This is a genomic window from Pseudomonas sp. BC42, assembly GCF_021560055.1.
GTDB lineage: Bacteria > Pseudomonadota > Gammaproteobacteria > Pseudomonadales > Pseudomonadaceae > Aquipseudomonas.
Map to the genome: position 1 here is coordinate 3,701,863 of NZ_CP091067.1, position 25,696 is coordinate 3,727,558.

Annotated in this window: 22 protein-coding genes; 7 read left to right on the forward strand and 15 right to left on the reverse strand. The window is 63.8% G+C overall.

Translation table 11 applies throughout. The features are described from left to right. Window positions 1-14: 14 nt before the first annotated feature. The 7 genes from L1O02_RS16505 to L1O02_RS16535 all read right to left on the reverse strand — a co-directional run bounded on the left by L1O02_RS16505 (window position 15) and on the right by L1O02_RS16535 (window position 9,401). On the reverse strand, window positions 15-1,376 hold the full coding sequence (locus L1O02_RS16505) for a TolC family outer membrane protein (RefSeq protein WP_060839148.1): 1,362 nt from the start codon (window positions 1,374-1,376) through the stop codon (window positions 15-17). A 2-nt stretch (window positions 1,377-1,378) separates the two neighbouring features. Beyond that, window positions 1,379-2,713 (reverse strand): HlyD family type I secretion periplasmic adaptor subunit, encoded by a 1,335-nt coding sequence (locus L1O02_RS16510; protein ID WP_060839147.1) that lies wholly within the window; start codon window positions 2,711-2,713, stop codon window positions 1,379-1,381. Beyond that, entirely contained in the window at window positions 2,710-4,491 is a 1,782-nt protein-coding gene (locus L1O02_RS16515) for a type I secretion system permease/ATPase (RefSeq protein WP_108543503.1), read from the reverse strand. The genes L1O02_RS16510 and L1O02_RS16515 overlap by 4 nt, the downstream gene beginning before the upstream one ends. A gap of 209 nt (window positions 4,492-4,700) precedes the next feature. Continuing rightward, on the reverse strand, window positions 4,701-5,084 hold the full coding sequence (locus L1O02_RS16520; RefSeq protein WP_108543501.1) for an AprI/Inh family metalloprotease inhibitor: 384 nt from the start codon (window positions 5,082-5,084) through the stop codon (window positions 4,701-4,703). A 94-nt stretch (window positions 5,085-5,178) separates the two neighbouring features. After that, window positions 5,179-6,627 (reverse strand): serralysin family metalloprotease, encoded by a 1,449-nt coding sequence (locus tag L1O02_RS16525; RefSeq protein WP_060839144.1) that lies wholly within the window; start codon window positions 6,625-6,627, stop codon window positions 5,179-5,181. Between the two features lie 299 nt (window positions 6,628-6,926). Next, window positions 6,927-8,027: a P1 family peptidase gene (locus L1O02_RS16530; protein WP_060839143.1), complete on the reverse strand. Its 1,101-nt coding sequence runs from the start codon at window positions 8,025-8,027 to the stop codon at window positions 6,927-6,929. Between the two features lie 9 nt (window positions 8,028-8,036). Beyond that, window positions 8,037-9,401: an APC family permease gene (locus L1O02_RS16535; protein WP_060839142.1), complete on the reverse strand. Its 1,365-nt coding sequence runs from the start codon at window positions 9,399-9,401 to the stop codon at window positions 8,037-8,039. Window positions 9,402-9,606: 205 nt separating this feature from the next. On the opposite strand from L1O02_RS16535, the gene L1O02_RS16540 reads away from it, so the two are divergent. Next, on the forward strand, window positions 9,607-10,410 hold the full coding sequence (locus L1O02_RS16540; RefSeq protein ID WP_060839141.1) for a helix-turn-helix transcriptional regulator: 804 nt from the start codon (window positions 9,607-9,609) through the stop codon (window positions 10,408-10,410). A gap of 179 nt (window positions 10,411-10,589) precedes the next feature. On the opposite strand, the gene feaR is transcribed toward L1O02_RS16540, so the two are convergent. The 4 genes from feaR to L1O02_RS16560 all read right to left on the reverse strand — a co-directional run bounded on the left by feaR (window position 10,590) and on the right by L1O02_RS16560 (window position 15,456). Next, window positions 10,590-11,528 carry a transcriptional regulator FeaR gene (feaR, locus tag L1O02_RS16545; protein ID WP_060839140.1) on the reverse strand — a complete coding sequence of 313 codons (939 nt, stop codon included), beginning with the start codon at window positions 11,526-11,528 and terminating at the stop codon, window positions 10,590-10,592. Window positions 11,529-11,678: 150 nt separating this feature from the next. Continuing rightward, window positions 11,679-12,272 (reverse strand): DUF3156 family protein, encoded by a 594-nt coding sequence (locus L1O02_RS16550; protein WP_060839139.1) that lies wholly within the window; start codon window positions 12,270-12,272, stop codon window positions 11,679-11,681. Next, window positions 12,238-13,758 (reverse strand): APC family permease, encoded by a 1,521-nt coding sequence (locus L1O02_RS16555; protein ID WP_060843491.1) that lies wholly within the window; start codon window positions 13,756-13,758, stop codon window positions 12,238-12,240. The genes L1O02_RS16550 and L1O02_RS16555 overlap by 35 nt, the downstream gene beginning before the upstream one ends. Before the next feature lie 210 nt (window positions 13,759-13,968). Continuing rightward, a complete protein-coding gene (locus tag L1O02_RS16560; RefSeq protein WP_235758305.1) occupies window positions 13,969-15,456 on the reverse strand; it encodes an aldehyde dehydrogenase family protein in 1,488 nt (495 codons plus the stop codon). A gap of 225 nt (window positions 15,457-15,681) precedes the next feature. On the opposite strand from L1O02_RS16560, the gene L1O02_RS16565 reads away from it, so the two are divergent. The 5 genes from L1O02_RS16565 to L1O02_RS16585 all read left to right on the forward strand — a co-directional run bounded on the left by L1O02_RS16565 (window position 15,682) and on the right by L1O02_RS16585 (window position 20,978). Further along, the gene (locus tag L1O02_RS16565) at window positions 15,682-17,016 is read left to right on the forward strand and encodes an aspartate aminotransferase family protein (RefSeq protein WP_108543497.1); all 1,335 of its coding nucleotides are present in this window, start codon (window positions 15,682-15,684) and stop codon (window positions 17,014-17,016) included. A 168-nt stretch (window positions 17,017-17,184) separates the two neighbouring features. Beyond that, a complete protein-coding gene (locus L1O02_RS16570; protein WP_235758307.1) occupies window positions 17,185-17,859 on the forward strand; it encodes a LuxR C-terminal-related transcriptional regulator in 675 nt (224 codons plus the stop codon). Between the two features lie 87 nt (window positions 17,860-17,946). Then, entirely contained in the window at window positions 17,947-18,762 is an 816-nt protein-coding gene (locus L1O02_RS16575) for a molybdenum cofactor biosynthesis F family protein (RefSeq protein WP_060839134.1), read from the forward strand. Between the two features lie 75 nt (window positions 18,763-18,837). After that, window positions 18,838-20,220 (forward strand): aspartate aminotransferase family protein, encoded by a 1,383-nt coding sequence (locus L1O02_RS16580; protein WP_060839133.1) that lies wholly within the window; start codon window positions 18,838-18,840, stop codon window positions 20,218-20,220. Further along, on the forward strand, window positions 20,217-20,978 hold the full coding sequence (locus tag L1O02_RS16585; protein ID WP_108543495.1) for an SDR family oxidoreductase: 762 nt from the start codon (window positions 20,217-20,219) through the stop codon (window positions 20,976-20,978). Before L1O02_RS16580 ends, L1O02_RS16585 begins: the two co-directional genes overlap by 4 nt. A gap of 342 nt (window positions 20,979-21,320) precedes the next feature. Here L1O02_RS16585 and L1O02_RS16590 read toward each other — a convergent pair whose 3' ends face one another. The 4 genes from L1O02_RS16590 to L1O02_RS16605 are packed head-to-tail and all read right to left on the reverse strand — an operon-like array spanning window position 21,321 to window position 25,135. Continuing rightward, window positions 21,321-22,415, reverse strand: coding sequence for a polyamine ABC transporter substrate-binding protein (locus tag L1O02_RS16590; protein WP_235758310.1), 1,095 nt, complete (start codon window positions 22,413-22,415; stop codon window positions 21,321-21,323). Window positions 22,416-22,463: 48 nt separating this feature from the next. Continuing rightward, window positions 22,464-22,805, reverse strand: coding sequence for a cupin domain-containing protein (locus L1O02_RS16595; RefSeq protein WP_060839130.1), 342 nt, complete (start codon window positions 22,803-22,805; stop codon window positions 22,464-22,466). Window positions 22,806-22,861: 56 nt separating this feature from the next. Further along, the gene (locus tag L1O02_RS16600; RefSeq protein WP_060843483.1) at window positions 22,862-24,268 is read right to left on the reverse strand and encodes an FAD-dependent oxidoreductase; all 1,407 of its coding nucleotides are present in this window, start codon (window positions 24,266-24,268) and stop codon (window positions 22,862-22,864) included. A 51-nt stretch (window positions 24,269-24,319) separates the two neighbouring features. Beyond that, window positions 24,320-25,135, reverse strand: coding sequence for a helix-turn-helix domain-containing protein (locus L1O02_RS16605; RefSeq protein ID WP_060845123.1), 816 nt, complete (start codon window positions 25,133-25,135; stop codon window positions 24,320-24,322). A gap of 278 nt (window positions 25,136-25,413) precedes the next feature. Between L1O02_RS16605 and L1O02_RS16610 the strand changes: the two genes are divergently transcribed. Continuing rightward, window positions 25,414-25,683, forward strand: coding sequence for a DUF1652 domain-containing protein (locus L1O02_RS16610; RefSeq protein ID WP_042941150.1), 270 nt, complete (start codon window positions 25,414-25,416; stop codon window positions 25,681-25,683). Window positions 25,684-25,696: the final 13 nt, after the last annotated feature.

Sequence of the window (25,696 nt, forward strand, 5' to 3'; positions counted from 1 at the left end):
TATCCTGCGGCCCGTCAGGGCCCGGTGCGCTGACCGAAGGCCTCATCGACCCGGGCCAGATCTTCTTCACGCAAGGTTCCCGCGTAGTAGTGCAACTTGGTCCAGGCCATCAGGTAGTCATAACGGGCCTGGGCCAGGTCCCGCCGGGTGGTGTAGAGCTGCTGCTCGGCATTGAGCGCATCCAGGTTGACCCGTTCACCACCAAGAATGCTCTGCCTGGTGGACACCACCAGGGCCTCGGCCGACGTCAGGGCTTTCTGGTAGGCGCGCAATTTGCTCACCCCCGATAGACAGGCACTGAATTGCCGCCGCAGTTCAATCAGGGTTTCCCGGGTCTTGCCGTCCAGTTCGTATTCGGCCTGCTCCATGGCGCGGCTGGCCTGGCGAGTGGAGGCCGACACCCCGCCACCGGCGTACAGCGGCAAGCTGACTTCGATGCCGATGGTATTGGTGTCGTAGCGCTGGTTGTAGGTGTTGCCGCTTTCCGATTCGTTCTGCCGCACGCTGGCGTAGGCGCTGAGCTTGGGCAGGTGCCCGGCGCGGTTGCGCTCCACTTCATAGCGCGCCACCTCGACCCGCTGCCGCTGGGACGCCAGCACCGGGTTGTTGCTCAGGGCCATCTCGTGCCAGGTGTCGTAATTGGCCGGGCTCAGGGCGAAGGACTGGAAGTTTTCCTGCAGCGGATCGAGGTCGCGCACGTCGATGTCGGGCACGCCGATCAACGCCCCCAGCTCACGCAAGGCCGCGTCCTGTTCGTCCCGGGCCTCGATCTCTTCGGCGGTGGCCAGCTCGTAGCGCGACTCGGCCTCGAGGATGTCGGTGCGGGTGCCCTCGCCCTGCTGGAACATGTGCCGGTTTTGCTGGAACTGTTGCTCGAAGGCCTTCTTCTTGGCCTGGGCGATCTCGATCTGATCCTGGGCGAACAGGGCCTTGGTGTAGTAACTGAGCACCCGCACCAGCAACTCCTGGCTCTTGCCGCGAAAGTTCTCGTCGGCGAACAGGGCCTGGGCCACGCCCTTGCGGTAGTTGGCGTAGGCCTCGTAGTCGATCAGCGGCTGCTGCAGGGTCAGGGACGAGCCGTAGCTGTCGTAGTTGCGTTTTTCGCTGACGCTGCCGCGCACGGTGTCCAGGTAGGTGACCTTGGAGTTGTTGTGGCCCTTGTTGTAGCTGTAGCCCACCTTGGGCAGCAGACCGGCGCGGCCGATGGCGCGGTTCTCCAGGCCGGCGTCGCGCTCCTTGATGGCGCCGAGGAACACCGGGTCGTTGCGCAGCGCCTGTTCGTAGATCTGGAACGGGCCCATGGCCCGGGCCCCCTGGCACACCAGCAAGGACAAGGCGGCGGCGAGGATGGAAAGCTTACTCATACGACGCGACATCCTTATTCTTCGGTCAGTGCGGAGCCGGCCCGGTCGAGCAGAGGCTTGAACAGGTAATTGAGCAGTGAGCGCTCGCCGGTGCGCACGAACATCTCCGCCGGCATCCCAGGCTTGATCACCAGTCCGTTGAGCTTCTCCATGGCCTGGTCGCTGACGCTGCTGCGCAGCACGTAGTACGGCATGCCGGTTTTCTCGTCGACCATCTGGTCGGCGGAAACCAGGCTGACCTCACCGGACACCCTTGGCGTGCGGCTCTGGTTGAAGGCCGTGAAGAGGATGTCCACCGGCAGATGGGGGCCGACCTTGTCCACCAGGTTCACCGGCAGCCGCCCTTCCACTTCCAGGTGCGTGCCCTGGGGCACGATCTCCAGCAGGGTTTCGCCCTGGCGCACCACCGCGCCTTCGGTGTGCACCCCGAGGTTGACCGCGATGCCGTCGGCGGTGGCGATGATCTCGCTGTGCTGCAAGTCGAAACCGGCCGAGGTCAGTTGCTGCTCCAGGGTCTGGGTCTTGAGCTGGGCCTCGGCCAACTGGCTACGCACCTCTTTCTGATATTCCTCGCTGTGCTGCTGCAGCTTGAGCCGGGATTCGAGAATGCCCTGCTCGATACGGCCGCTTTCGCCGGTGTTCTGCGCCAGTTCCTGCTGCACCTGGGACAGTTGGCGCTGGTATTCCAGCAGGCGGTTGCGCGGGATATAGCCGTTGTCCGCCAAGGGCTGCAGGTTGCTCAGTTGCTGGCGCAGGGACTCGGCCTGATTGCCCAGGTCGGTGCGTGCGCGACGCATGCCCGCCAGTTGCGCGGTGGCGCCTTCGATGTTGGCGCGGATGCCCGCCTGCTCGCGCAGGAATGCCTCGCGCCGACTGCTGAACAGCTGACGCTGGCCTTCCAGCACCAGGGCCAGGCGCGGGTCGTCACTGCTGCTCAGTTGCGCTGGAAAGTCCACCTGCTTGAGGTTGTCGCGCTCGCTGCGCCAGCGCGCCAGGCTGGCCACCGCCATGCGGTACTGGGCCTGCAGGGATTGCACATCCGCGGCGACCTGGGTCTGGTCCAGGCGAAACAGCGGCTGGCCCTGCTTCACGCTTTCGCCCTCGCGCACCAGGATGCGGCTGACCACCCCACTGCTCATGGACTGCACCGCCTTGCGCTTGCCGGACACCACCACCGTGCCTTGCACCGGGATACCCTGGTCCAGGGGCGCCAGCGCGGCCCAGACAAAGAAACTGCCGGCCCCCACCAGGGCCAGAATCCAGCCCAGGCGAGCGAAAAAGCCAGCGTCGCGCTCCACGCGTTCGGGCGCGTAATCCTGTTCGATCATCATCTCGCGGTCCTTGCTCATGCGCCTTTATTCCGTGTCGGAGCCTGATACTGGCGGCTCATGCTCAAGCCGCCGGGAGCAGCCGCCACCGGCTTGGGGCTTTCCTGGGCGGCTGGCGACTGACCGCCGGACAGCGCCTTGAGCACCTCCTGGCTGGGGCCGAAGGCCTGCAAGCGCCCTTCGTTGAGCACCAGCAGCTTGTCGGCCAGGGCCAGCACCGATGAGCGATGGGTCACCAGCACCACGCTGGCGCCCCGGGCCTTGAGCTGGGCAATGGCCGCCGCCAGGGCGCTTTCGCCCACGGTGTCGAGGTTGGAGTTGGGTTCGTCGAGCACCACCAGACTCGGGTTGCCGTACAGCGCCCGGGCCAGGGCCACCCGCTGTTTCTGCCCGCCGGACAGGCCGCTGCCGTCGTCCCCGAGCACGGTGTCGTAGCCCTGGGGCAGGCGCAGGATCAGTTCGTGCACCCCGGCCAGTTGGGCGGCCTGGACCACCCGCTCCGGGTCGGCCTCGCGGAAACGCGCGATGTTCTCGGCGATGCTGCCGCTGAACAGTTCGATGTCCTGGGGCAAGTAACCGATGTAGGGCCCCAGCTCATCGCGATTCCAGCGGTGAATGTCGGCACCATCCAGGCGCACCGTGCCACCCAGGGTCGGCCAGACCCCCACCAGGACTCGGGCCAGGGTCGACTTGCCGGAACCGGAAGCCCCCAGTACACCCAGCACTTCACCGGCGTTGAGGTTGAAGGTCACTTGCTGCAGGGTGGCCATCCGCCGCCCGGGCGGCCCGGCGCTGACTTGCTCGAAGCTCACCTGGCCCTTGGGCGCTGGCAGCGACATGGCGCTGTCGCCCGGGGCGAACTCGCGCAACAGCGCATCCAGGCGGCGGTAGGCCAGCTTGGCCGAACTCCACTGCTTCCACACCGCGATCAACTGGTCGATGGGGCTCAGCACCCGGCCCATGAGGATCGAACCGGCGATCATCATCCCGGCGGTCATGTCGCCCTTGATCACCAGCAAGGCGCCCAGGCCCAGCACCAGCGATTGCAGGCACAGGCGCAGGGTCTTGCTCAGGGAGCTGATCACCGAGCCGGTGTCGCTGGCCTGGTTCTGCATGCCGAGAAACCGCGAATGCACCACGAACCAGCGCTTGCGCAGGGCTCCGAGCATGCCCATGGCCTGGATGGTTTCTGCGTTGTGCAGATGACTGGTGGCCAGTTGGGTGGATTTCTGCGAAAACCCGCTGGCCTCGGCCAGGGGCTTTTTGGTCATGGCCTCGTTGAAGCAGGCCAGCCCGATCAGCAACAAGGCACCGGCGGTGGCGAACACGCCGAGCCAGACGTTGAAGGCGTAGATCACCAAGAGATAGATGGGAAACCAGGGAGCATCGAAGAAGGCGAACAGTGCCGGTCCGGTGAGGAACTGGCGAATATGGGTCAGGTCCCCCAGGGACTGCCCGGCATGGCCTTCGCCACGGGCCAGGTTGCGTTCGAAGGCGGCCTGATAGACCCGCAGGTTGAAACGCCGCTCCAGCTGGCTGCCGATGCGAATGACGATAAAGCTGCGCACCACTTCCAGCAGCCCGATAAACACGAAGAAGCCCACTACCATCAGCGACAGCATCACCAGGGTGGTTTCATTCTGCGAAGACAGCACCCGGTCGTAGACCTGCAACATATAGATGGAAGGCACCAGCATCAGCACATTAATCAAGGCGGTGAAACAGCCAACACTGATCAGAATGCCCTTGTATTCGCCCAATGCCTTAAACAGTGGTGCAGGATGACTATTGTTCAGCATCTTCAACATTTTCCCTGAGTCGACCCTGCGCGCCGAACGCGAGCACCTCATATACGGCGCAACTAAAGATGTGCGCCCCTTAGTCTCGAAGTCTGCGGACACACCCGAACCGGACAACTGGGTTAATAGCTATCCGGTTATAAACCTGTCGATTAAAAGAGTGGCAAGTTAAAGCCATCCAAGAATAAACGAACAACCTGCCGCATTAATTAGTCAGCACGCTGCAATATGATCAAACCGTCGCCTTTGAGGCGCGCTTCGTACAGGCCTTCTCTCTGTCGACTGAAAAAGATAATTCTTGAACCTTCGCGTCCGGTGATGGCAATACCGTCGGGCTCCGGAAACCAGCCCACCGCCGCCTCGCCGATCCACGTCGACAGGCACTCGGCGCCGTCTCCCAGGGCTGCGTTTTGCAACAGGTCCAGGGCACAGGCGCCGCCAGGTTCGCTCTGTTGCTGCAACTGCCAGTGTCCAACCAGTTCCGAGGGGTCCGCCAAGCGCAGGCTGCTTGCCATGGTTATTGCTCCGTAGAAGATCATCAGCGTCGCCAGCAGCCAGGTGGCCGCCTTGCGATGCAAGGTGTGTGGGGTCATGGGGGTGCTCCGTCCGCCCGGTAGACTGGCTCAGCCCCGGGGCCAATGCAACAGCGCAAGGCAGCGCCTGGACGCTGCCTTGCGCCTGTTTCAATCAGGCAATGATGTCGCTGACCGCTGCCTGGCCCACGGTGCTGACCAGGAAGTCCGCCACGCCATGCCCGGAGAAGTCCACGGACAAGGTGCTGACCCCACCGGAAGTGCTGAGGATCGCGTCACCCGCCGCGCCGGTGAAGGCATTGACGAAGTGCAGGCCCGCGCCCTTGGTGATCCCGGTCAGGTCGATCTTGTCCAGGCCGCTGACAAAATCCATGATCTGATCGGCCGCGCCCGGCTTGGAATCGCTGCTGGCACCGAACACGAAGGTGTCCGCGCCCGCACCGCCCCACAGCTGGTCCGCACCACCGGCGCCGTAGATGATGTCGTTGCCGGCACCGCCCTTGAGCACGTTGGCCGCCTCGTTACCGATCAGCAGATCGTTGCCCGAGCCACCGAAGGCGTTTTCCACGGTCACGCCCTGAGCGATGGAAACGTTGCCTACCATGCCGCCAACGTCGGAGAACGAACCGGCATTGAGGTTGATCTTCTGGTTCTGGGTGAAGCCGGAGAAATCCAGGGTGTCGTTGCCGCCACCGTCCCACACCGAGAACACCAGCTTGTCGGCGGAGGAACTGGCGCTGTAGAAATCGCGCCCGGTATTGGAGTTGAAACCGTAGGTGGTATCACCGGCACGGGTGCTGTAGTTGGCCCCGTAGAGTTTCTGGATGGCGGCGATATCGTCCATCAGCGGACCGGACGAATAGGCTTCGACCCCGCCCTTGCTGAAGTTCTGGCCGGTGTTGCTTTCACTCCAGTAGCTCATGACGCTGTAGCCACGGGTGTCCTGGCCGTAGCTGGCGTCTTTATAGCTGGGGTTGCCTTCGCCGGCGTTGTAGTCGCCAGGGTGAGCCAGGCCCAGGGTGTGACCGATCTCATGGGTCAGGGTCTGACGGCCATAGTTGTTCAGGTCGGGGTTCTTGTTCTGGGTGTAGCCACTGTTGATCAGGTACCACGAGGTGCCGTCGTAGCCGGCACCGGTGCCCGGCAGGTAGGCGAAGGCCGCCGCGCCGTCCTGGCCGCCGCTGTAGTTGCCGAAGGTCATGTGACCATCGCCACCCGAGGCTTTTTCGGTAAACACCACGTTGGCCACATCGGCCCACGACTGCATGGCCAGCACCGCCTGGGCCTTCTGTTGAGCGCTGAACTGGCTGAACCCGGTGATGCCATGCTTGTTCATGGTGCTCGAGGAGGCCGAGGTCAGGAAGGTATAGGTCAGGTCGATCTTGCCGTTACCGTTCAGGTCCTTGTAGGCAGCGCCGTCACGCAGCAGTTGCGTGGCGGCCTGATCGACCGAAAACGACGCTTTGCCATTGAGCGTGAGATTGCCGCCACGATCGTATTGATGACTGAAGCTATTGATCTGGTTATACGCCGAACTTGCTGCGGCCAAAGGCACCAGTTGCTGTTCAGCAGATGCAATAGCGTTCTCTGTTACTTTCGACATAAACACACTTCCTTGTAATCAATGGAACAGTTTTTGTCAGATAGCGACAATCCCTGGCGAGATCGTCCTATCACTCGCCCTAAGCAGGCGAAAGAAAGCTGACACAATTTGAAATCAGACGTCCACTATTTTTTTGGCGTCAAATTCCACTGTTCCGAGAAACTCCAGCAAACAATGACCGCGCAGTCGAAAGATTATTTTTAAACCGATTAACGGCTGATATTGTCAGACAATCTACAATTTAATTATTAAATATCCATTGGACTCAATATGCCGACCAGGTCGCACTTTCAAGTCGGTCAACTTATGTTCCAACCAGTTAGTTCCAATGCTTGCAGCAATACTTGCGGGGTCAGCGCCGGCACCTGCGCGCCGTCGTCACCGGTCATCGGTTCACCTGCCAGCAGGGCGTTGATGATGGCCTCCTCCACGGCCTCAGCGGCCGCGCTGAACAGCGGCGAGATGTGATCGTTGTTGAGCATCGCCAGCGGCGAGGTCAGTCCCAGGTCCTTGCGCGCGTAATCCGCAGTGGGCAGGTCCCGGTTTCCCGTGGCAAAGGCCAGGAAGATATCGCCACTGGAATCCTCGGTGCCGCCACCGGTGCGGGCGATGCCAATCGAGGCCCGTTGCGCCAGGCGCTGGCATTGATGAGGCAAGAGGGGCGCATCGGTGGCCAGGATCACCACGATCGAGCCCATGCCCGGAGTCCCGCGTTCGGCAAAGGGCGAGACGATGCCCCCCAGCCGACGCCCCACCGGGTAACCGTCCACCCGCAACTCTTCACGCTTGCCGTGGTTGGCCTGGACCAGGGCGCCGACGGTATAGCCGCCCTGCTCCGCCGTCAGCCGCCGCGACGCCGTGCCGATACCGCCCTTGAACTCGTGGCAGATCATCCCGGTGCCGCCGCCCACCGCGCCCTCGGCCACCGGCCCGGATTCGGCGCTGGCCAGGGCCTGGCGCACCTGTTGCGGCCCCACATGCTGCCCCCAGATGTCGTTGAGCAGACCGTCGTAGGTTTCCATCACCACCGGCATGCACCAGTACACCGCCGGGTCCGCCAGGGCTTCGCGCTCCAGGGCGATCAGGGTGTCGCGGACCACGCCGACGCTGTGGGTATTGGTGATGGCCAGCGGCGTGGTCAGGGTGCCCGCTTCGCGAATCCACTCCAGGCCCGTGGCATCGCCGTTGCCGTTGAGCACATGGCAGCCGGCGAAACAGGGCTGCAACCGCGCATGCCCGTCCCGGGGCTGGACCAGGGTCACCCCGGTGCGCACCTGCTTGCCGCCCACGGTGGTTTTCAGGGTGCTGTGCCCTACCCGTACCCCGGGTACGTCGGTGATCGCATTGAACGGTCCCGGCGCCCCCAACCCCAGCTTGATGCCCAACTCACGTGCTCGCATATCCACTCCTTACAATTTCTGGAACGCCGGGCTGTACCGGCCATTAGTGCCATAGAGAATCACCGACAGCGCCAGCAGCCCGATGATCACCATGAGGTCCCGCACGGAAGCCTCAAGCAACAGTGTGATCAGCAAGTACCCGGCACCGAGCACCGCCAGCAGCGCCGGCAGCGGCCACAACGGCATGCGGTAGGGATGCTCGCGATCGCGCAGCCGCACCCGGCTCACCAATGCGCTGAGGGCGACGATCAGGTACACCAGCATGATCAACAGCACGCTGAAGGACGTGAGGTCCGCCAGATTCGAGCTAAAACTGAGTACTGCCGAAGGAATCGCCAGGAATAGCGTAGCCAGCCATGGCGAGTCCCAGCGCGGGTGGATCCGTGTGAACAGGCGGTTGATGCCGGGCGTCCACAGGGCGTCCCGGCCGCTGCTGAACACCACGCGGCCGATCTGGATAACGATGGCGACGATGGCGTTGAACACCGACAGGAAGATCCCGCCACTGACAACCCTGGCGAGGGTTTCGTTGCCATGGCTGGTGAGTAGGTAGCCGATGGGATCGGGGCTGGCCAGCAGGGTGCTCAGGGACGGCGCGCCAATCAGCAAGGCGGTGAGCGGCACCAACTCGATGATCACCACCAGCACCAGGGACCAGAGCACCGCCTTGTGCACGCCGCGTCCCTTGCATTTCATGTCTTCGGCCAGCAGCACCGCCGGTCCATAGCCGTTGTAGGAAAACAGGCCGATGCCCACCGCCCCGATCACCAGGGCCCAGGGCGCCATCTGCAGCACGCCATGGTCGACGATCTGCGGTTGCAGGAGGATGCCGAGGGGCTGCGAGGCGTTGCCAAAGCCCAGCCAGACGATGACCAGCAAGGCCGCCACTTCCAGCAGCAGGCACGTGCCGGTAATCCAGGCATTGAGCTTGATGTTGAGAATGCCCAGCAGATAACTGCAGACCACGATCACCAGGGCCACGGTCTGGGAATCGAAGTTCGTGCCCAGGGCGTTGTTCAGGTACGTGGCGGCCCCCGTGGCCAGTACCGGCGGGATGAACAGCAGCATCACCAGCACCGTGAGGAAGGTGGCATAGCCGGCCATGCCGCCAAACACCCGCTTGGCATACACGTACTCGCCCCCCGCGCTGTTATGGGCGCGGCCCAGCTCGGCGTAGCAGAAGGCAAACATCAGCGCCAGCAACCCGGCCATGACGAACGCCAGGAACACCCCGCTGCCGGCCTGATGGATGGCAAAGGGCGCAATCACGAACACTGAACTGGCGGGCGTCACACCGGACACGGTGATGGCCACCACATCGAACACACTCAAGGTTGGTTTCAGCGCGCCGTCAGGCGCTGCGGGAGAGCTCATATCGTTATCCTCGTGTTTATTGTTGGTCTGAGGCAGAAACGAAATCCATCGGGCGGGCGCATTCTGGGACGCGCTTGGTGGGAGCTACTCTAGGCAGTTGCAGCATTTCGCCCAATTCCCCTATTGGAGTACTCCCCTTGACGGCGACCGGCAAATCGACGAAACCGTGCCACGACACTTTCGCCGAATCAGTGGAGCAAGGCCTTTGAGTAATCTGTTCAGGGAAGTCGGCCTGCATGCCGGCCTGGGTCGCACCCTCACGCTGATCGGCAACCCGCGCTTCTGGAAACAGCTGGTGTTGCTGCTGCACCAGGCCACGCCGTTCGACAACGCCCTGGCGATCTTCTACCCGCGCGAAGGCCCGCCCCAGGCACTGGAGGAATATGACGCCGAACCCAGCAGCAAGCCGGCCTCGATGCTCACCTACCTGAACGGCCTGTACCTGCTCGACCCGTTCTTCCAGGCCTGCCGCGAGGGCTATCCCAGCGGCCTGTATCGCCTGGAGGAAGTGGCCCCGGACCACTTTCGCCAGAGCGAGTACTTTCTCAGCTACTTCCACGACAACGTTCTGGAAGACGAAGTGCAGTTCATCCTGCAACTGCCCGATACCGGCACCCTGTCCCTGTCACTGGGCAGTCAGCGCGTGTTCAACAGCGAGGAAATCGGCCAGCTCACCACCTTTGCCGCCTGGGTGCTGCCGCTGATGCAGCAGCATTGGCAGCACAGCCAGCTCCGCCCTCAACTTCCGGTCGCCGAAGAAATGGCCAGCCAGATTCGTGACGCCCTGAGTCATTTCGGCAGCGCCGTGCTGTCGGATCGCGAACTGGAGATCGCCCGCCTGATCCTGCGCGGTTTTTCCTCCAAGGCCATGGCCGAGCGCCTGAAGATTTCGCCGGACACCATCAAGGTCCACCGCCGCCACCTGTACGCCAAGCTGGATATCTCCAGCCAGCCGGAACTGTTTTCCCTGTTCATCCAGTCCCTGGGCCACGACCTGGAAAATCCCTGAAGCCCGTTCAGGGGATGCTATTGCCAGTGTTCTCGGGGGCTGTATTGCTGCCTGCTTGCTTGCCTTCCGTAGGAGCTGGCTTGCCAGCGAAGGCGTCCGCCGGGCAACGCAACATCCAAGGGCCCCTTCGCCGGCAAGCCGGCTCCTCCATGGCCGGCGCAGGCGTCAGACTCAGGTTGCTACGCGTTGAGGGAGCGGGCGCGGAAGTCACGGGGCGATTGTTCGAAATGCTTCTTGAAGGTCCGGCTGAAATGCGCCGAATCGGTGAAGCCCCACTTGAAGGCAATGTCGGTGATCGACTCATTGCGCAATTGCGGATTGCTCAGATCGGCGGCGCTGCGCTTGAGTCGCGAGCGCTGGATGAATCGGCATACGCTGTCGCCCTGCTCTTCAAACAGTCGGTACAGCTGGCGCACCGAGATGTTCAACTGCGCCGCCAGGGAGACCGGGGTCAGCCCCGGCTCGTTGAGGGATTGATTGATCAGTTGCCGGGCCTGGTCACGCAGGCAGTGGCCATGCAGGCCGTGGTCAAAGCCATCCAGGGTGCTGGCGGTCTGGCGCAAGGTCGGCCCGAGCAAGGCAATCAGGGCTTCCTGCAAGGCCTGCCCCTCCTGTTGCGCGGCACACCCCTGCAGATCACCGGCGCAGATCTGCTCCACCAGCAAGCGCATCAAGCGACCACTGGCGCAGTTCTGTGACAGCTTGCCGAACTTGCGTTGCTGCTGCGGCAGATGCCGGTAGACCTCTTCCCGGCACAGGTGGAACGAAGCGTGTTCGATCAAACCGTGGGGCACGATCTCGCAGGCACCGGCGGAATCCAGCAGGGCCATGTCGCCGGGGCCAAGCTCGACACTCTCGCCGCCCTGGCTCAGGCGGGCGTGACCACTGCGCTGGATGATCAGGAAACAATGACGGTCGTCCTCCTGGTCGACCTTGGTGCTCTGCCGGGAAATCAGCCCGGCGTTGGTGCGGATCTGCGCCACTTCCAGGCCGGCGTAATCCTGCAGACCCACTTCACCGATGAACAGAGCGGGGTTGCGTGCCGGGCGGGCCTCGAATCGGCCGCAGACACCCTGCAAGGCGCCTACCCAGGAACTGAAACTATGCGAAGCAAGCACTGTGCACCTCCATAAGCCGGTTTCAGACCGCCTTTGTTGTTATGGCGATATCATTAACATGTTATCTATTTGCCAGGCAAGGCGCCTGACAGCATGGATAGTCTGTTATGGCTTAAGCAGGGTGTATGCCAGTACTTGCGGTTATGTCGGTCAGAATTCTCGCAGAAGCTTGTACAACTCGGTGAAGCTGCCCAACAGCGCCTGCCGCTGTTCGGCGCTCAAGCGAATATAGCGCCGGAACCCGGGCAGACGATTGACCACCTCGCTGGCGGCGAAATGCTCCAGGCGCACTTGCCATCCCTGGTCATCCCGCCACAGTTCCAGGCGCTTGAAGTCCAACGGCAGCAAGCTCTCCAGTAACTTGCGGTCGCTGCTCAGCCGCTGCAGCAAGGGCGTCCATGGCCCAGCCTCTGCGGCCAGCAAACGGGCGGCGACACCCCGACGGCGGATCGCCCCGGTGTGGTGCAAATTGATTCGCACCTGCCCCGCCCCCGCGGCGGGTATTCGCAAGCGCCATTCACAGACCACGATATGCATCAGAAACTGCGCCAGCGGACGCTCATGCACCGTGAACTCCAGCCCTGTTTGCGGACAGCGAAAGACAGCCCCGGCTGCGCCGCAAGGGGTGCAGTCGAACCCCGCCAGATCCCTTCGCAAGTGCCCCAGGGTCACTCCGGGGCAATAGCCCGAAGGCGCCTGGCGCCACCAGTCAAAGAGGTTTTGTCGCCAGCTTGAAAGACTCATCGGCCAGATGCTCCCGAGGACGGTTGTCGGTATCCGCTGCAAGGCCCAGGGCCTGCTCCAGCACCTCCTCCACCGGCACGGGCCGGAACGGATTGACCTTCTGCACCAGCAGGGTCCAGACCAGGGCATAGAGGGCGGTCAGGCCGAGCATGCTGCCGAAGGGTACATAGATGTCCCGTGGGTTCATCCCCGGTGGCGTGATGAACCACATGCCCAGCAGGATCCCCACTGAAGACAGGACCTGCGGCAGGGGGAACCAGGGCGATTTGTAGGCACGGGGCAGATCCGGCCGGCGAATGCGCAGCACCACCACCGACAGGGTCACCAGCAGGTAGGCGGTGCTCCAGGCACAGACCGCCGCCAGCACCAGGTGCATGATGCTGTCCGTGCTGCCGCCCAGCCACCAGGCATGCAGGCAGGGAATCAGCACCGCCACGGCGATGCACAGCAAGGGAGTCTTGAAACGCGGGTGCAGGTAGGTGAAGACCTTGGGCAAGGCGCCGTCCAGCGCCATGCCGTAGAGGATTCGCGGCAGGCCGGCCATCAGGGTGTTGATGGTGGCGGCGCCGGCAAACAACAGGCCAATGCCCAGCCAGATGCGGCCGAACGGCCCCATGATCTGTTCGGCGAAATGCGGAATGGCCATGGGCGTGTCCAGCAGGTGCACGCTGCCGTCCTCGCTCAGGGCGATGTTCTCCACCTGGCGCTTCATGGCCGCGCCATAGATGAACATGCACAGCGCCACCCCCACCAGCCCCAGGGCCATGGCCCGGGGAATGGTCCTGGCAGCCTTGCGGACATCCGGGGTCAGGGGCGTGACGAACTCGCAACCGACGAACATGAACATGGCCATGCCCACCAGGGACAGGATGGTCGGCAGGTCGGTCCCCACCATCGACGCGCCGAACCAGCCGTCGAGCGCCACCGCTGGCGCCTTGATCACCCCCAGCACGCCAAAGACCATGAGGGTGGTCCACATGCCGAAGGTCAGGATCACTTCGGCACGACTGAAGGCGGTGATCCCCACTGCGTTGAGCAGGCCAAAGAACAGCACCAGCCCCACGCCCACCAGCCAGGCGCTGCCACTCTGCTCCAGCAAGGTGTTGAGGGATTCGAAGTTCACCAGGGCCATGATGCCGCTGAGAATGGTTTCCGCGGTGCCGGCGAACACATGCACGATCAGGTAGGCGGACAAGGTGCCGGTGATGGCGAAGAAACGCCCCAGTCCGCAGGCCAGGTAGTCATAGACCGAACCGTTGGTGGGCAGCAGACAGGCCGCTTCGGCGAAGGTGGTGGACTGCGCCAGCATCATCAGCAAGGCGATCAGCATCGCCGCGGCAAACGCGCCACCGCCGATCCCGAATCCGGTGGTGGCCGTGAGGATCACCGGGCTGGCCATGATCAGCCCCACGGCGCTGGCCAGTGCCGTGGGAAAACCGACTACCCCCTGGTCCAGGTGGCGCTTGAGTCTGTCGTTGAGCGACATGATGGTAAACCTCGAAAGCATGGGTTGATGATTGTTGTTCTAGGCATTTCAAGGACACGCCTGATGGCGCAGTGCTTGGCTGTCTGACGCAGCTGTCGGCACATGTTCGGCCTGGTCCGCAGGAGCGGGCTTGTCAGCGAAGGTGTCCTCAAGGGCAACGCAAAACTCGAGGGCCTGCTCGCCGGCAAGCCGGCTCCTGCGGGGGCGATTTCAATAGGCGATGCACACCGACTTGTTCTCGGTATAGGCCTCGATGGCCGCATGGCCCATCTCACGGCCGATGCCCGACTGCTTGTAGCCACCGAAAGGCATCGACGGATCCAGCATGTTGTGGGTGTTGACCCACACCGTGCCGGCCTTGATCTGTGGAATCAGTTGCATGACCCGCCCCAGATCGTTGGACCAGATGCTCGCCCCCAGCCCGTACTGGTTGTCGTTGGCCAGCCCCACCACGTCATCCAGGGTGTCGAACGGCGTGGCCACCACCACCGGGCCGAAGATCTCCTCGCGCACCAGTTGCTGGTCGGCACGCACATCCGCGACCACCGTGGGACGGACATAGAAACCCTGCTCGCCATGGGCGACACCGCCACACAGCAGCCGGGCCCCTTCTTCGACTCCGCGCCGGACCATCTGCAGCACGCGCTTCTGCTGCTTGGCGGAGATCAGCGGGTTGATCTGCGCCTGCTCGTCGAGCCCGGGCCCGATGCTCAGGGAGTCGGCGATGCCCACCAGCCGCTCCAGCACCTCGTGATAGATCCCGCGCTGGATGTACAGGCGCGACCCCGCGGTGCAGACCTGCCCCTGATTGAAGAAGATCGCCGCGGCAGCACCGGCAGCGGCGGTCTGCGGATCGCAGTCGTCGAGGACGATCACCGGCGACTTGCCCCCCAGCTCCAGGGAGAAGCGTGTCATGTTGTCCACCGCGGCATGGCCGATCAGCTTGCCGACCTGGGTCGAGCCGGTGAACGCCAGCTTGTCGATACCCGGATGGGCGGCCAGCGCCGCACCGGCCTGGGCGCCGCTGCCGGTCACCACATTGACCACGCCGGGCGCGATCCCCGCCTCCATGCACAGCTGGCCCAGACGCAGCGCGGTCAGCGGGGTTTCGTCCGCAGGCTTGAGCACCACGGTGCAACCGCAGGCCAGGGCGGGAACGATTTTCCAGATGGCCATCAGCAACGGAAAATTCCACGGCACTATGGCACCGACCACCCCCACCGGCTCCGGCACCGTGTAGGCGCGGTACTGCGCCCCCGGCACCGCGGCGATGGAAACGTCCAGGCTCTTGCCTTCGATCTTGGTGGCCCACCCGGCCATGTAGCGGGTGAACTCCGCAGCGGCCCCTACCTCCAGGGCCCGAGCCAGGTGAATCGACTGACCGTTGTTGAGGGTTTCCAGCTGGGCCAGTTCCTCGCCATGGCTCTCCAGCAGGTCCGCCAGCTTCAACAGCAGGCGTTCGCGATCCGCCGGGCGCAGCGCCTTCCAGCTGCCCTCGAACGCCCGGCGCGCGGCACCCACCGCCAGATCGATGTCGGCCTGGTCGGCGGCGGCAACCTGGGTCAACTGCTCGCCGCTTGCGGGGTTGTACACCGGCATCCGCGCCCCGGAGAGCGCCGGCTGGCTGTGACCGTCAATCAGCAGACCGTGCTGACTGTCTATGAATGCAGCGACACGTGGGTCGATGGCAACGCTCATCTTCAATCCTCGCAATTGGACCTTGTTCGACCTGGACTTTGAGCCCAAAGCCGCATGCCGTCTTGATCCTGGCTGCCGCAAAACTTGGCCCTGGCTGCCAGTCGCGCCGGCTGCAGCGCCGCTGGCAGCCTGGGTCAAATGCCCTGGCACACAGAGGCAAGCCAGCCGCCGGCAAATGACGCACTAATAGCTCCACGCTGTCCGTGCGATTTCAGGAGACTCAACGTGAGCGAAGCAAGCCGTTTCTGGCACCCCATGCTGCACCCCAACGAAATGAAGCAACGCGAGCCGATCCGTATCGTTCGCGGTGATGGCTGCTATGTCTATGACGACCAGGGCCACCAGCTGGTGGATGGCGTTGCCGGGCTGTGGAACGTCAACGTCGGCCACAACCGCAAGGAAGTGAAAGCCGCCATCACCGCGCAGCTCGATGAGCTGGAGTACTTCCAGCTGTTCGACGGGGTCAGCCACCCACGGGCCGAGGAATTGTCCCGGGTGGTGATGAACCTGCTGGAGCCCGAGGACATGACCCGGGTGTCCTTCAGTTCCGGCGGCTCGGACGCCATCGAGAGCGCGCTGAAACTGGCCCGCCAGTACTGGAAGCTCGAAGGCCAGGCCGATCGCACCAAGTTCATTTCCCTGCGCCAGGGCTATCACGGCACTCATTTCGGGGGGGCCTCGGTCAACGGCAACACCGTGTTCCGGCGCAACTACGAGCCTTTGCTGCCCGGTTGCTACCACATCGACACGCCCTGGCTGTACCGCAACCCCTACAGCCAGGATCCAGAGGAGCTGGGCAAGATCTGCGCCGACCTGCTGGAGCGGGAAATCCAGTTCCAGAGCCCGGACACCGTGGCGGCGTTCATTGCCGAGCCGATCCAGGGCGCTGGCGGCGTCATAGTGCCTCCGGCCAACTACTGGCCATTGATCCGCGAAGTCTGCGACAAGTACGGGGTCCTGCTGATCGCCGATGAGGTGGTCACCGGCTTCGGGCGCAGCGGCTCGATGTTCGGCAGCCGCCTGTGGGGCGTCAAACCCGACATCATGTGCCTGGCCAAGGGCATCACCTCGGGCTACATCCCCCTGGGCGCCACCGTGGTCAATCGCCGGATCGAGGCGGCCTTCGAAAAGAACACCAACTTCACGGGCGCCATCATGCACGGCTACACCTACTCCGGGCACCCCGTGGCCTGCGCCGCCGCCCTGGCCTGCCTGGACATCGTGGTCAAGGAAGACCTGCCGGCCAACGCGGCGAAAATGGGCGACTACATGCTCGGCAAGCTGCGGCCCTTCGTTGATCGCTTCGAAAGCGTCGGCGAAGTGCGCGGTCAGGGTCTGATGCTGGCCCTGGACCTGGTGGCGAACAAGACCACCCGCGAGCCCATCGATCCCATGAGCGGCTACGCCAATCAGGTGGCGCAGATTGCCCGGGACAACGGCGTCATGGTGCGCCCGGTGGGCACCAAGATCATTCTCTCGCCGCCTTTGGTGATCCAGCAGGCCCAGGTGGACGCCATAGTCGACGCCCTGGCCGAGGGGCTGAGCCGGGCTCGCCGCTAACCCCGTCGCAGGCTGCGATCCATGAAGCACGGATCGCAGCCTGAATGGACCGGATACCTGCCAGGGAGACCACTTCCGTTTTTCATTGGTGGCGTGCATAAAGCACAGGCACAGATAACCAGCCCCATTCCCGAAGCCGCTGCCTCCACGGGCAGCCAGGAGACATCCATGACCGCGTCCGCTTCACTGCCCGGGGTCCATGAGCTGGGACAGCGTTGCATTGCCGCCTTCACCCGGGTAGTGCCCGCCACCCTCTGCGCCTTCTACCGCATCGACCCGCAATTGCAGGCCCGGGACTTTTCGCTGTACTGCATGCCCGAGCCGATGCACCAGGCCTACCTGCAACGCTACCGCCACTATGACCCGCTGCAACCGCGCCACTGCGCCGTCGCGGGGCGCCCGGTGCTGTCGCTGCACATGGGCATGGCCCACCAGGGCCGCCACGCTTCCGAGGTCTACCAGGGGTTTCTGCAACGCCACGGCGTGCTCGACGTGGTGGAAATCCTGGCCTGCGACGGCGAGCGCCCCATCGCCGGCCTGTCACTGCTGCGGAACCACGCCCTGGGACATTTCCGCGTTGACGAACTGCAGACCCTGCATGCCTTGCAGGGGCTGCTGGAAATCGCCGCCCTGGCACCCTACTCCCAGGTCGACCAGCGCCTGTCCACCCTCACGCCCCGGGAGCGGGAAATCGCCTGGCTGCTCCGGGACGGCGCCGACAACAAGACCATCGCCAGGCGCCTGGAGCTGGGCCTGCCCACGGTCAAGACCCACCTGATCAACCTGTTCCGCAAGGTCGGCGTCGGCAATCGCACCGAACTGGTGAGTTCGCTGTTCCTTTGAGCGCCACACCTCAACCATGTGGTTGATGGGCAGCGCCGCTGCACGGATCGAACATGGGGCTCTCCTTCGGCAGACAAGAGCCTTGCCATGAATCAGCAACCTGAATGGATCACCGTCGGCGCCCTGGCGGACGGTTTTGCCAGCGACAACCACATCCTTCCCGCGATCGATGATCTGGCCGGTCGCACCCTGACCCTGTACTTCGATAATGGCTGGCAGATCGAACACCGGTTCGACACCCAGACCCTCAGCTGGAACGCCCCTGGCGAACCGGCGAGCGCCGCACGGCCCTATCGCGCCACCTCGGTGCGCCCGGGCATCTACCTGGTGGACTTCCTCAAGCAGGAGCAAGGCCGGACCCACTCGGTGAGCCTGGTCCTGGACCTGCAACAACAGTGCTTCACCGCCGTCATCGGCCAGATGCCGACGCAGGCCGAGTGCAGCGTGGACCTGTTCAGCCGCGCCCTGTCCGGTGGCGAGCTGACCTCGGTCAAAGCCCACTTCCTGCATGGCAGCGTTGATGTGCCCGCCCGAGCCGAGACGCCGCGGCACTCGCCCAGCGATGAACTGATCGGCCTGCGCAACCAGTACATCTACAGCACCAGCGAGGCCTATGAGCATGTCTACCTCAACGCCAACTTCTACAGCTGGCAATGCCTCAAGGGCGTGGAACAAGGCCTGGCGGACACCGATCGCTGTCATTACTACAAGGTCGCCGAGCAGCTGTACCTGTTCGTCTGGCGCGAGAAGATCGTCCCGACCCTGGGCCTGGTGCTGATCGACCTGCAGGCCGGACGCAGCGACGGCAAGATCTTCGGCTATCAGGGCACGGACTTCAGCCATGCCGCCAACTTCCCGGTGGGGGCTCTGGCTCGGGTGCTCAATCGCACCCTTCACGGCTGATTCCAGCGCCATGCAGGCCCAGCGCCGACTCCACCGCCAGCAACGGCCCGCCCACTTATCGCACAGGACACACTCATGACTCTGGGTCTCGATCTGCAACGCGTCGCCAACAGCTACCAGGGCGAACTGCAACGGTTCGCCGAACAACACCCGCGCTCCGGCGCCTTCTACCAGCAAAACCTCCAGCATTGGTTGTACGGCGCGCCATTGCACTGGATGCAGCAATGGCCCGGCGCCTACCCGATCATGGTGGCCGATGCCCGGGGCGCCACCCTTACCGACTGCGACGGCCATGAATACGTGGACTTTGCCCTGGGCGACACCGGCGCCATGTTCGGTCACGCCCAGCCGGCCGTGGCCGCAGCCATCGCCGAACAGGCGCTGCATGGCTCGACCCTGATGCTGCCCACTGCCGACAGCCTGTGGGTCGGCAAGGAGCTGAGCCGGCGCTTTGGCCTGCCTTACTGGCAGGTCACCACCTCGGCCACCGACGCCAACCGCTTTGTCCTGCGCCTGTGCCGGATGATCACCGGGCGGCAGAAGGTCCTGGTGTTCAACTGCAACTACCACGGCAGCGTCGACGAATCCCAGGTGGAATTCGACGCCCAGGGTCGGATGATTCCCCGCGACGGCGTGCACGCCAACGGCCTGCAGCACCAGGCCACCACCCGGCTGGTGGAGTTCAACGACCTGCCGGCCCTGGAGGCGGCCCTGGCCCACGGCGACGTGGCCGCGGTCCTCACCGAACCCTTCATGACCAACGTCGGCATGGTGCCGCCGGCAGCGGGCTTTCATCAGGGCCTGCGGGAACTGACCCGGCGCTTCGACGTGCCGCTGATCATCGACGAAACCCATACCCTGTCCTGCGGACCGGGAGGCTATTGCGGCGAACAGGGGTTGGAGCCGGACTTCTTCGTCCTCGGCAAATCCATCGCCGGGGGCATTCCCACGGCCGTGTGGGGCAGCAGCCGGGCCATGGCCGAGCGGATCTGGCAGGTGCTGCCGCATTTTCAGCCGGGTCAGGCCATCAATCACTTCGGCTTCGGCGGCACCCTGGCCGGCAACGCCCTGCAGATGGCCGCCATGCGCGCCACCTTCAGCGAGGTGATGACCCCGGAGAACTACGCGCGCATGTTCCGGCTGGCCGAACGCCTGCGGGCCGGGGTCGAAGCCATCATCAGCAAGCATCGCCTGCCCTGGCACGTGACCCGCATCGGCGCCCGGGTCGAGTACCTGTTCATGCAGCAGGCCCCGCGCAACGGCGGCGAAGCCCACCACGCCCGGCACGGGCTGATCGAGGCCTATCTGCACCTGTACCTGCTCAATCGCGGGGTCTTGCTGACCCCGTTCCACAACATGGCCCTGCTCTGCCCGGACGCCAGCGAGGAGCAGGTCGACCTGCACAATCGGCTGCTGGATCAATGCCTGAGCCAGGTCCTGCAAGGCCTGCCGTCATGAGCCTGGAACAGCGCGGACGCATTGCCCTGGTCACCGGCTCGGGCCAGGGTATTGGCCGGGCGATCGCCCAGGTGTTCGCCGCCGGGGGCGCCAAGGTCATGCTGGCCACCCGCAGCGCTGCGTCAGGCGCCGAAACCCAACGCCTGATTCGTCAGGCTGGCGGAACAGCGGAGCTGCTGCCCCTGGACCTCGGCACCCGGGCAGCCGCCGAACAGGCGGTAGCGGCAACCTTGGACGCCTTTGGCGGCCTGGACCTGCTGCTGCACAACGCCGGGATCTTTCCGATGCAGAAGCTGGCCGAGCTTGAGGAGCAGACCCTCGACAGCACCTTGGCGGTGAACCTGAAAAGCTGCTTCTGGCTGACCCAGGCAGCCTTGCCGGCGCTACGCCGGGCCCGAGCACCGCGGATCGTCGTCACCTCATCGGTGACCGGCCCACGCACGGCAATTCCCGGACTGGCCCACTACGCGGCGTCCAAGGCGGGGGTCAATGGCTTCATTCGCGCAGCGGCACTGGAACTGGCGGAGTATGGAATCACCGTCAACGGCGTTGAGCCGGGGCTTATCGCCACCCAAGCCATGGACAACCTCGGCGACGCCGCGACCCTGGCCAAGGGCATTCCCCTAGGGCGCCTGGGAACGCCTGAGGACATTGCCTACGCCATGTTGTTCCTGGCCTCGCCACAGGCCGGCTACATCACCGGCCAGACCCTGATAGTGGACGGCGGCGCCCTGCTCCCGGAAAACAGCCAATTGTAGGCGTAGCCCTGCCAGCGAAGGCGCCCTCAAGGGCAGTGCTTGTCTCTGAGGCCTCTTCGCCGGCAAGCCGGCTCCTACAAAAATCGGCGGGGCTGATTCGTTGATACATCCCGTTCTCGTAGGAGCTGGCTTGCCAGCGAAGGCGTCCTCAAGGGCGGTGCTTGTCTCTAAGGCCTCTTCGCCGGCAAGCCGGCTCCTACAAAAATCGGCGGGGCTGATTCGTTGATACATCCCGTTCTCGTAGGAGCTGGCTTGCCAGCGAAGGCGCCCTCAAGGGCGGTGCTTGTCTCTGAGGCCTCTTCGCCGGCAAGCCGGCTCCTACGCAGCTTGTGGGTATGGGGATCAGTTGCCGCTGCGGATCTTGTTCCACAAGCGGGTGCGGATACGGTCGATGTCCAGCGGCATGGCTTGCAGGGCGAACAATGTGCCCATCATGGCCGGGCTCGGGTAAACCTTGGTGTCGTTCTTGATCGCTGGATCGACCAGAGCATCGGCTTGCTGGTTGCCATTGGCGTAATGCACGTAGTTGCTGATGTTGGCCATTACGTCCGGGCGCAGCAGGTAGTTCATAAAGGCATACCCGGCCTTCTCATCCGGTGCGTCCACAGGCATGGCCACCATGTCGAACCAGATCGGCGAGCCTTCCTTGGGAATCGAATAGCCGATCTCCACCCCGTTCTTCGCTTCCCTGGCCCGGCTTTCCGCTTGCAGGATGTCCCCGGAGAACCCCACCGCCACGCAAATATTGCCGTTGGCCAGGTCGCTGGTGTACTTCGACGAATGGAAGTAGCTGACATAAGGCCGGACCGTCATCAGCAGCGCCTCGGCTTTCTTGTAGTCCGCCGGGTTCTTGCTGTGGTGTGGCAGCCCCAGGTAATTCAAGGCTGTGGGAATCAGTTCGGGGCCGTTGTCGAGAATCGCCACGCCGCACTTCTGCAGCTTCTGCATGTACTCGGGCTTGAAGATCAGGTCCCAGGAGTCCAGCGGTGCGTCATCCCCCAGCACTTCCTTGATCTTGGCCACGTTGTAGCCAATCCCGGTGCTGCCCCACAGGTACGGAAAACCGTGCTGGTTGCCCGGGTCATTGACCTCCAGCGCTTTGAGCAGCGCCGGGTTAAGGTTTTTCCAGTTGGGCAACTGGCTCTTGTCGAGCTTCTTCAACGCCCCGCCCTGGATCTGCCGCGCCATGAAATGGTTGGAGGGGAACACCACGTCGTAACCGGATTTACCGGTCATCAGCTTGCCGTCCAGGGTCTCGTTGCTGTCGTAGACGTCATAGGTGAAACCTGTCACGGTTTCCTTCTGGAACTGCTTGGTGGTGTCGGGGGCGATGTAGTCCGACCAGTTGTAGATCTTCACCGTCTCGGCGGCCTGGGCCAGGGAGGCGCCGAACAACAGTGCATTGAATAACAGCAAAGCGGAGTTCTTGCGGATCATGGATCGTTACCTGTGGCTGGTTTTGTTATTGGCAGGCAATCAAGGGGATCAGTAAATCAGGACGTAGGTCTTGCGCACCGTTTCCTGGATGTCCCAGATCCCGGTGCTGTTGGCCGGCAACATCAGTGCATCGCCGGCTTCTATGTGCAGTGGCTCGCCATCGTCGGGGGTGAAGGTGCAACGCCCCTGGATGAAGTGACAGAACTCCTGGGCGACGATCTGTCGCCGCCAGCGCCCCGGAGTGCACTCCCAGATCCCGGTCTCGACCCCGTCGTCGCGCTCGACGGCGGTCACTGAGGTCATCGCCACCGGGGTGCCCAGGGGCACGGCGACCGGCGTCGAGGGGTCCAGGGTGACACTGGCGGTGTTCTTGAATTGCGTGATGCTCATGGGCTCTACCTTTCACTGGACATTCAAACGGACATTGTTCGCTACAAAAAACCGATTCAGTGCATCAAGCCTTCCATGAACCCGGCGACCCGGCTGGCCATGCGCCGCCGCCACGGGGCCGACGCGGGGTTGGCCAGGGTCTGGTCTTCATGGACGAAGCTGCGAATAATTGCGTTGTAACCCAGCCATCGACAGGGCTCCGGCTCCCAGGCACGCAGGGCTTCCAGGCGGCTTTGCGGCAGCACCCAGGGTTGGCGGACCAGCGCGCTGTCGCGCTCGAGAATCAGGTCGGCCAGGGTCCGCCCCCCCAGGTTGCTGGCACCGACCCCCTCTCCGCCGTAGCCGCCGGACAGCGCGATGCCCTTGTGCCGGTCGCACAGCATGTGCGGCTTGAAGTGCCGGGACATGCCCAGGTTGCCGCCCCAGGAATGAGTGATGCGCACGTTCTTGAGTTGCGGGAACAGTTCACCGAACAGGTAGCGGCGCAGCTCCACTTCGTCCCGGGTCAGGTCGAAGTCATGGCGCAGCTTGCCGGCGAACTGATAGCCACCACGGGCGCCGAACACCAGGCGATTGTCCCGGGACCGCTGGCCGTAGGTGACCTGGCGACTGCTCTCGCTGAAGGCCTGGCCCTGGCTCAGGCCGATCTCGTCCCAGACCGACTCCGCCAGCGGCTCGGTGGCCACCAGCAGGCTTTGCACCGGCAGTTGATACCGGCCCAGGGGTGGCAGGGTCACCGAATAACCCTCCACCGCCGGCACTATCCAGTGACTGCGCACGGCGGCCCTGGCGGTCTTGAGGCTGCCGGACTGCCAGTGGCTCACCGGACTGTTCTCGTAGATGCTCACCCCCAGGCGTTCCACCGCCCGGGCCAGGCCTCGCACCAGCCTGGCCGGCTGGATGGTCGCGCAATGCTTGGCGTAGATGCCGCCATAGGGCTTGGCCACGCGGATCTGCTGGGCCAGTTGTTGCGGGTCCAGCCAGTGGTAGTCGTCCGGCTCCAGGCCCTGGGCGTAGAGCTTGTCCAGGTACTGGCGCAGGCTGGTTTCCTGCTCGGGATAGCGGGCCGCGCAGTACAGCACTCCGCCCTTGCGATAGTCACAATCGATGCCTTCGCGCTGGAGGACGCTGGCCACTTCATCGGGAATGCCATGCAGCAGCTTGTAGGAAGCCCGGCGCTGCTGCGGCGACAGCCCGGCCAGCAACCGGTCCTCCCCCAGCAGATTGCCCATCAGCCAGCCGCCATTGCGGCCCGAGGCGCCAAAACCCGCGGTCTGGGCCTCGATCACTGCGATCTTGAGCTGCGGTGCCTGGCGCTTGAGGTAGTAGGCGGTCCACAGGCCGGTGTAACCGGCACCGATGATCGCCACGTCCAGGTCCAGGTCCTGCTCGAGCGCCGGCCGCGGCAACAGCGGCTCGTCGAGCTGGTCCATCCACAAACTGATACTGCGCCACGCTGGCATGCAAGCACTCCGCAACCCGAATTTCGAATGCGGCGATCCTAGTGCCTGTATTCAGGGGTTGTCTTGCGCGCGGGCACGCAAAGAAATTTGCCTGACGTAGGCCTTGGGCGACTGCCCGGTGTGCTGGCGGAAACAGCTGTAGAACGCCGAGAGTGAATTGAACCCGGCAGCAAAGGCCAACTCGTCGACCCGCAGCGGCGGTGTCGCCTGGTCGAGGGCGCTCAGCACATGCTGCAGGCGCGCCTGATTGACATAGCGGTAGAAACTCTGCCCCAGCACCTGATTGAGCAGATAGGAAATCTGATTGCGGCTATAGCCGCATTCGCGGGCCACCCGCTGCAGGTCCAGTTCCGGGTCGAGGTACGGCTGCTGACGCTGAAAATACTGCTGCAGGTCCTCGGCCATGAACCCCAACTGGCGCGGCGACAGGCCCAGGCGGCTGACGGCCGGGCGCTGGCTGCCGGAAGCCTTGCCCGCCCCGGGCGCATGCACCAGGGAGGCGTACTCATTGACCCGCCAGATCAGCCCGTCACGCACGGTGATGGCTTCGCTGGAGCGGAACGACACCAGCCCCTGGCCGCCACGCAAGGTCACCTGGTACTGGATGAAGGCCGTGTCGCCATCCAGGCGAATCCGGTCGCAATGCTCCAGGGCCTCGTCCGGGGCCCGGGGCATGCTGGCCTGCACATACTCGCGCAGCTCGTCGAGGCCCAGGGTGCGATTCTGGAAAAAGTCGTTGTACTGAATCTCGGGGTGATACAGCGCCATCACGCCATCAAGGTCGCGGTGCTTCCAGCACAGGTGATAACGCATCACGGTTTCACCGGTGGCCTGGGTCAGCAGCGGCCCGTCATCAGGGACAGACATAGGTTTCTCGAACAGGAAAAGGCGCAGCTTGCCGAACTTGCGCAGCGGCTTCAACGACCACCCGCGCGATGCGGATCGTGGCACGACGATGGCACTGCCCGCCAAGACATGACCTGCATCATGAATCCGACAGACAACTGCCGGACGGTGGGCAAAAAAACGCCGAGCTGTCATCAGCCGGTGCTACTTTTATAGCCTCAAGCGAGCAGATCAATGACGATCCGCTCGTCCCTACCGCGAGCACAAGGAAGCGCTCAATGAATCAGGGTGGGCCACCGATGAACAGAGTCTGGGCCAGTAAAGTCACCTTTCCCAACGCCTGCCAGCTGATGCGCTGGCATTTCCATCCCCTGGGCTTCGAAGCCAGCATGGATGCACCCGGCAGCATGATCGCCCGGCTGTTCGACCGTGCCAGCGGCGAAACCATGATTGCCATCGCCGGCATTCCCTGTGCCACGGTGATGAGCGCAGCGGATGTCGAACGAATAATCGAGGCCGTAGAGGACGAACTGGAGGCCTTTGCCCCCTCTCTGGCACTCAAGGCCTGATACGCGGCCGCCT

Coding starts and splice junctions, on each gene's coding strand:
- L1O02_RS16610 (WP_042941150.1), top strand. CDS start 25,414: ATGAACAGAGTCTGGGCCAGTAAAGTCACCTTTCCCAACGCCTGCCAG.
- L1O02_RS16555 (WP_060843491.1), bottom strand. CDS start 13,758: ATGTCGCTCAACGACAGACTCAAGCGCCACCTGGACCAGGGGGTAGTC.
- L1O02_RS16560 (WP_235758305.1), bottom strand. CDS start 15,456: ATGAGCGTTGCCATCGACCCACGTGTCGCTGCATTCATAGACAGTCAG.
- L1O02_RS16520 (WP_108543501.1), bottom strand. CDS start 5,084: ATGACCCCACACACCTTGCATCGCAAGGCGGCCACCTGGCTGCTGGCG.
- L1O02_RS16605 (WP_060845123.1), bottom strand. CDS start 25,135: ATGTCTGTCCCTGATGACGGGCCGCTGCTGACCCAGGCCACCGGTGAA.
- L1O02_RS16600 (WP_060843483.1), bottom strand. CDS start 24,268: ATGCCAGCGTGGCGCAGTATCAGTTTGTGGATGGACCAGCTCGACGAG.
- L1O02_RS16595 (WP_060839130.1), bottom strand. CDS start 22,805: ATGAGCATCACGCAATTCAAGAACACCGCCAGTGTCACCCTGGACCCC.
- L1O02_RS16550 (WP_060839139.1), bottom strand. CDS start 12,272: ATGAGTCTTTCAAGCTGGCGACAAAACCTCTTTGACTGGTGGCGCCAG.
- L1O02_RS16510 (WP_060839147.1), bottom strand. CDS start 2,713: ATGAGCAAGGACCGCGAGATGATGATCGAACAGGATTACGCGCCCGAA.
- L1O02_RS16525 (WP_060839144.1), bottom strand. CDS start 6,627: ATGTCGAAAGTAACAGAGAACGCTATTGCATCTGCTGAACAGCAACTG.
- L1O02_RS16535 (WP_060839142.1), bottom strand. CDS start 9,401: ATGAGCTCTCCCGCAGCGCCTGACGGCGCGCTGAAACCAACCTTGAGT.
- L1O02_RS16570 (WP_235758307.1), top strand. CDS start 17,185: ATGACCGCGTCCGCTTCACTGCCCGGGGTCCATGAGCTGGGACAGCGT.
- L1O02_RS16575 (WP_060839134.1), top strand. CDS start 17,947: ATGAATCAGCAACCTGAATGGATCACCGTCGGCGCCCTGGCGGACGGT.
- L1O02_RS16580 (WP_060839133.1), top strand. CDS start 18,838: ATGACTCTGGGTCTCGATCTGCAACGCGTCGCCAACAGCTACCAGGGC.
- L1O02_RS16585 (WP_108543495.1), top strand. CDS start 20,217: ATGAGCCTGGAACAGCGCGGACGCATTGCCCTGGTCACCGGCTCGGGC.
- L1O02_RS16515 (WP_108543503.1), bottom strand. CDS start 4,491: ATGCTGAACAATAGTCATCCTGCACCACTGTTTAAGGCATTGGGCGAA.
- L1O02_RS16590 (WP_235758310.1), bottom strand. CDS start 22,415: ATGATCCGCAAGAACTCCGCTTTGCTGTTATTCAATGCACTGTTGTTC.
- L1O02_RS16530 (WP_060839143.1), bottom strand. CDS start 8,027: ATGCGAGCACGTGAGTTGGGCATCAAGCTGGGGTTGGGGGCGCCGGGA.
- L1O02_RS16505 (WP_060839148.1), bottom strand. CDS start 1,376: ATGTCGCGTCGTATGAGTAAGCTTTCCATCCTCGCCGCCGCCTTGTCC.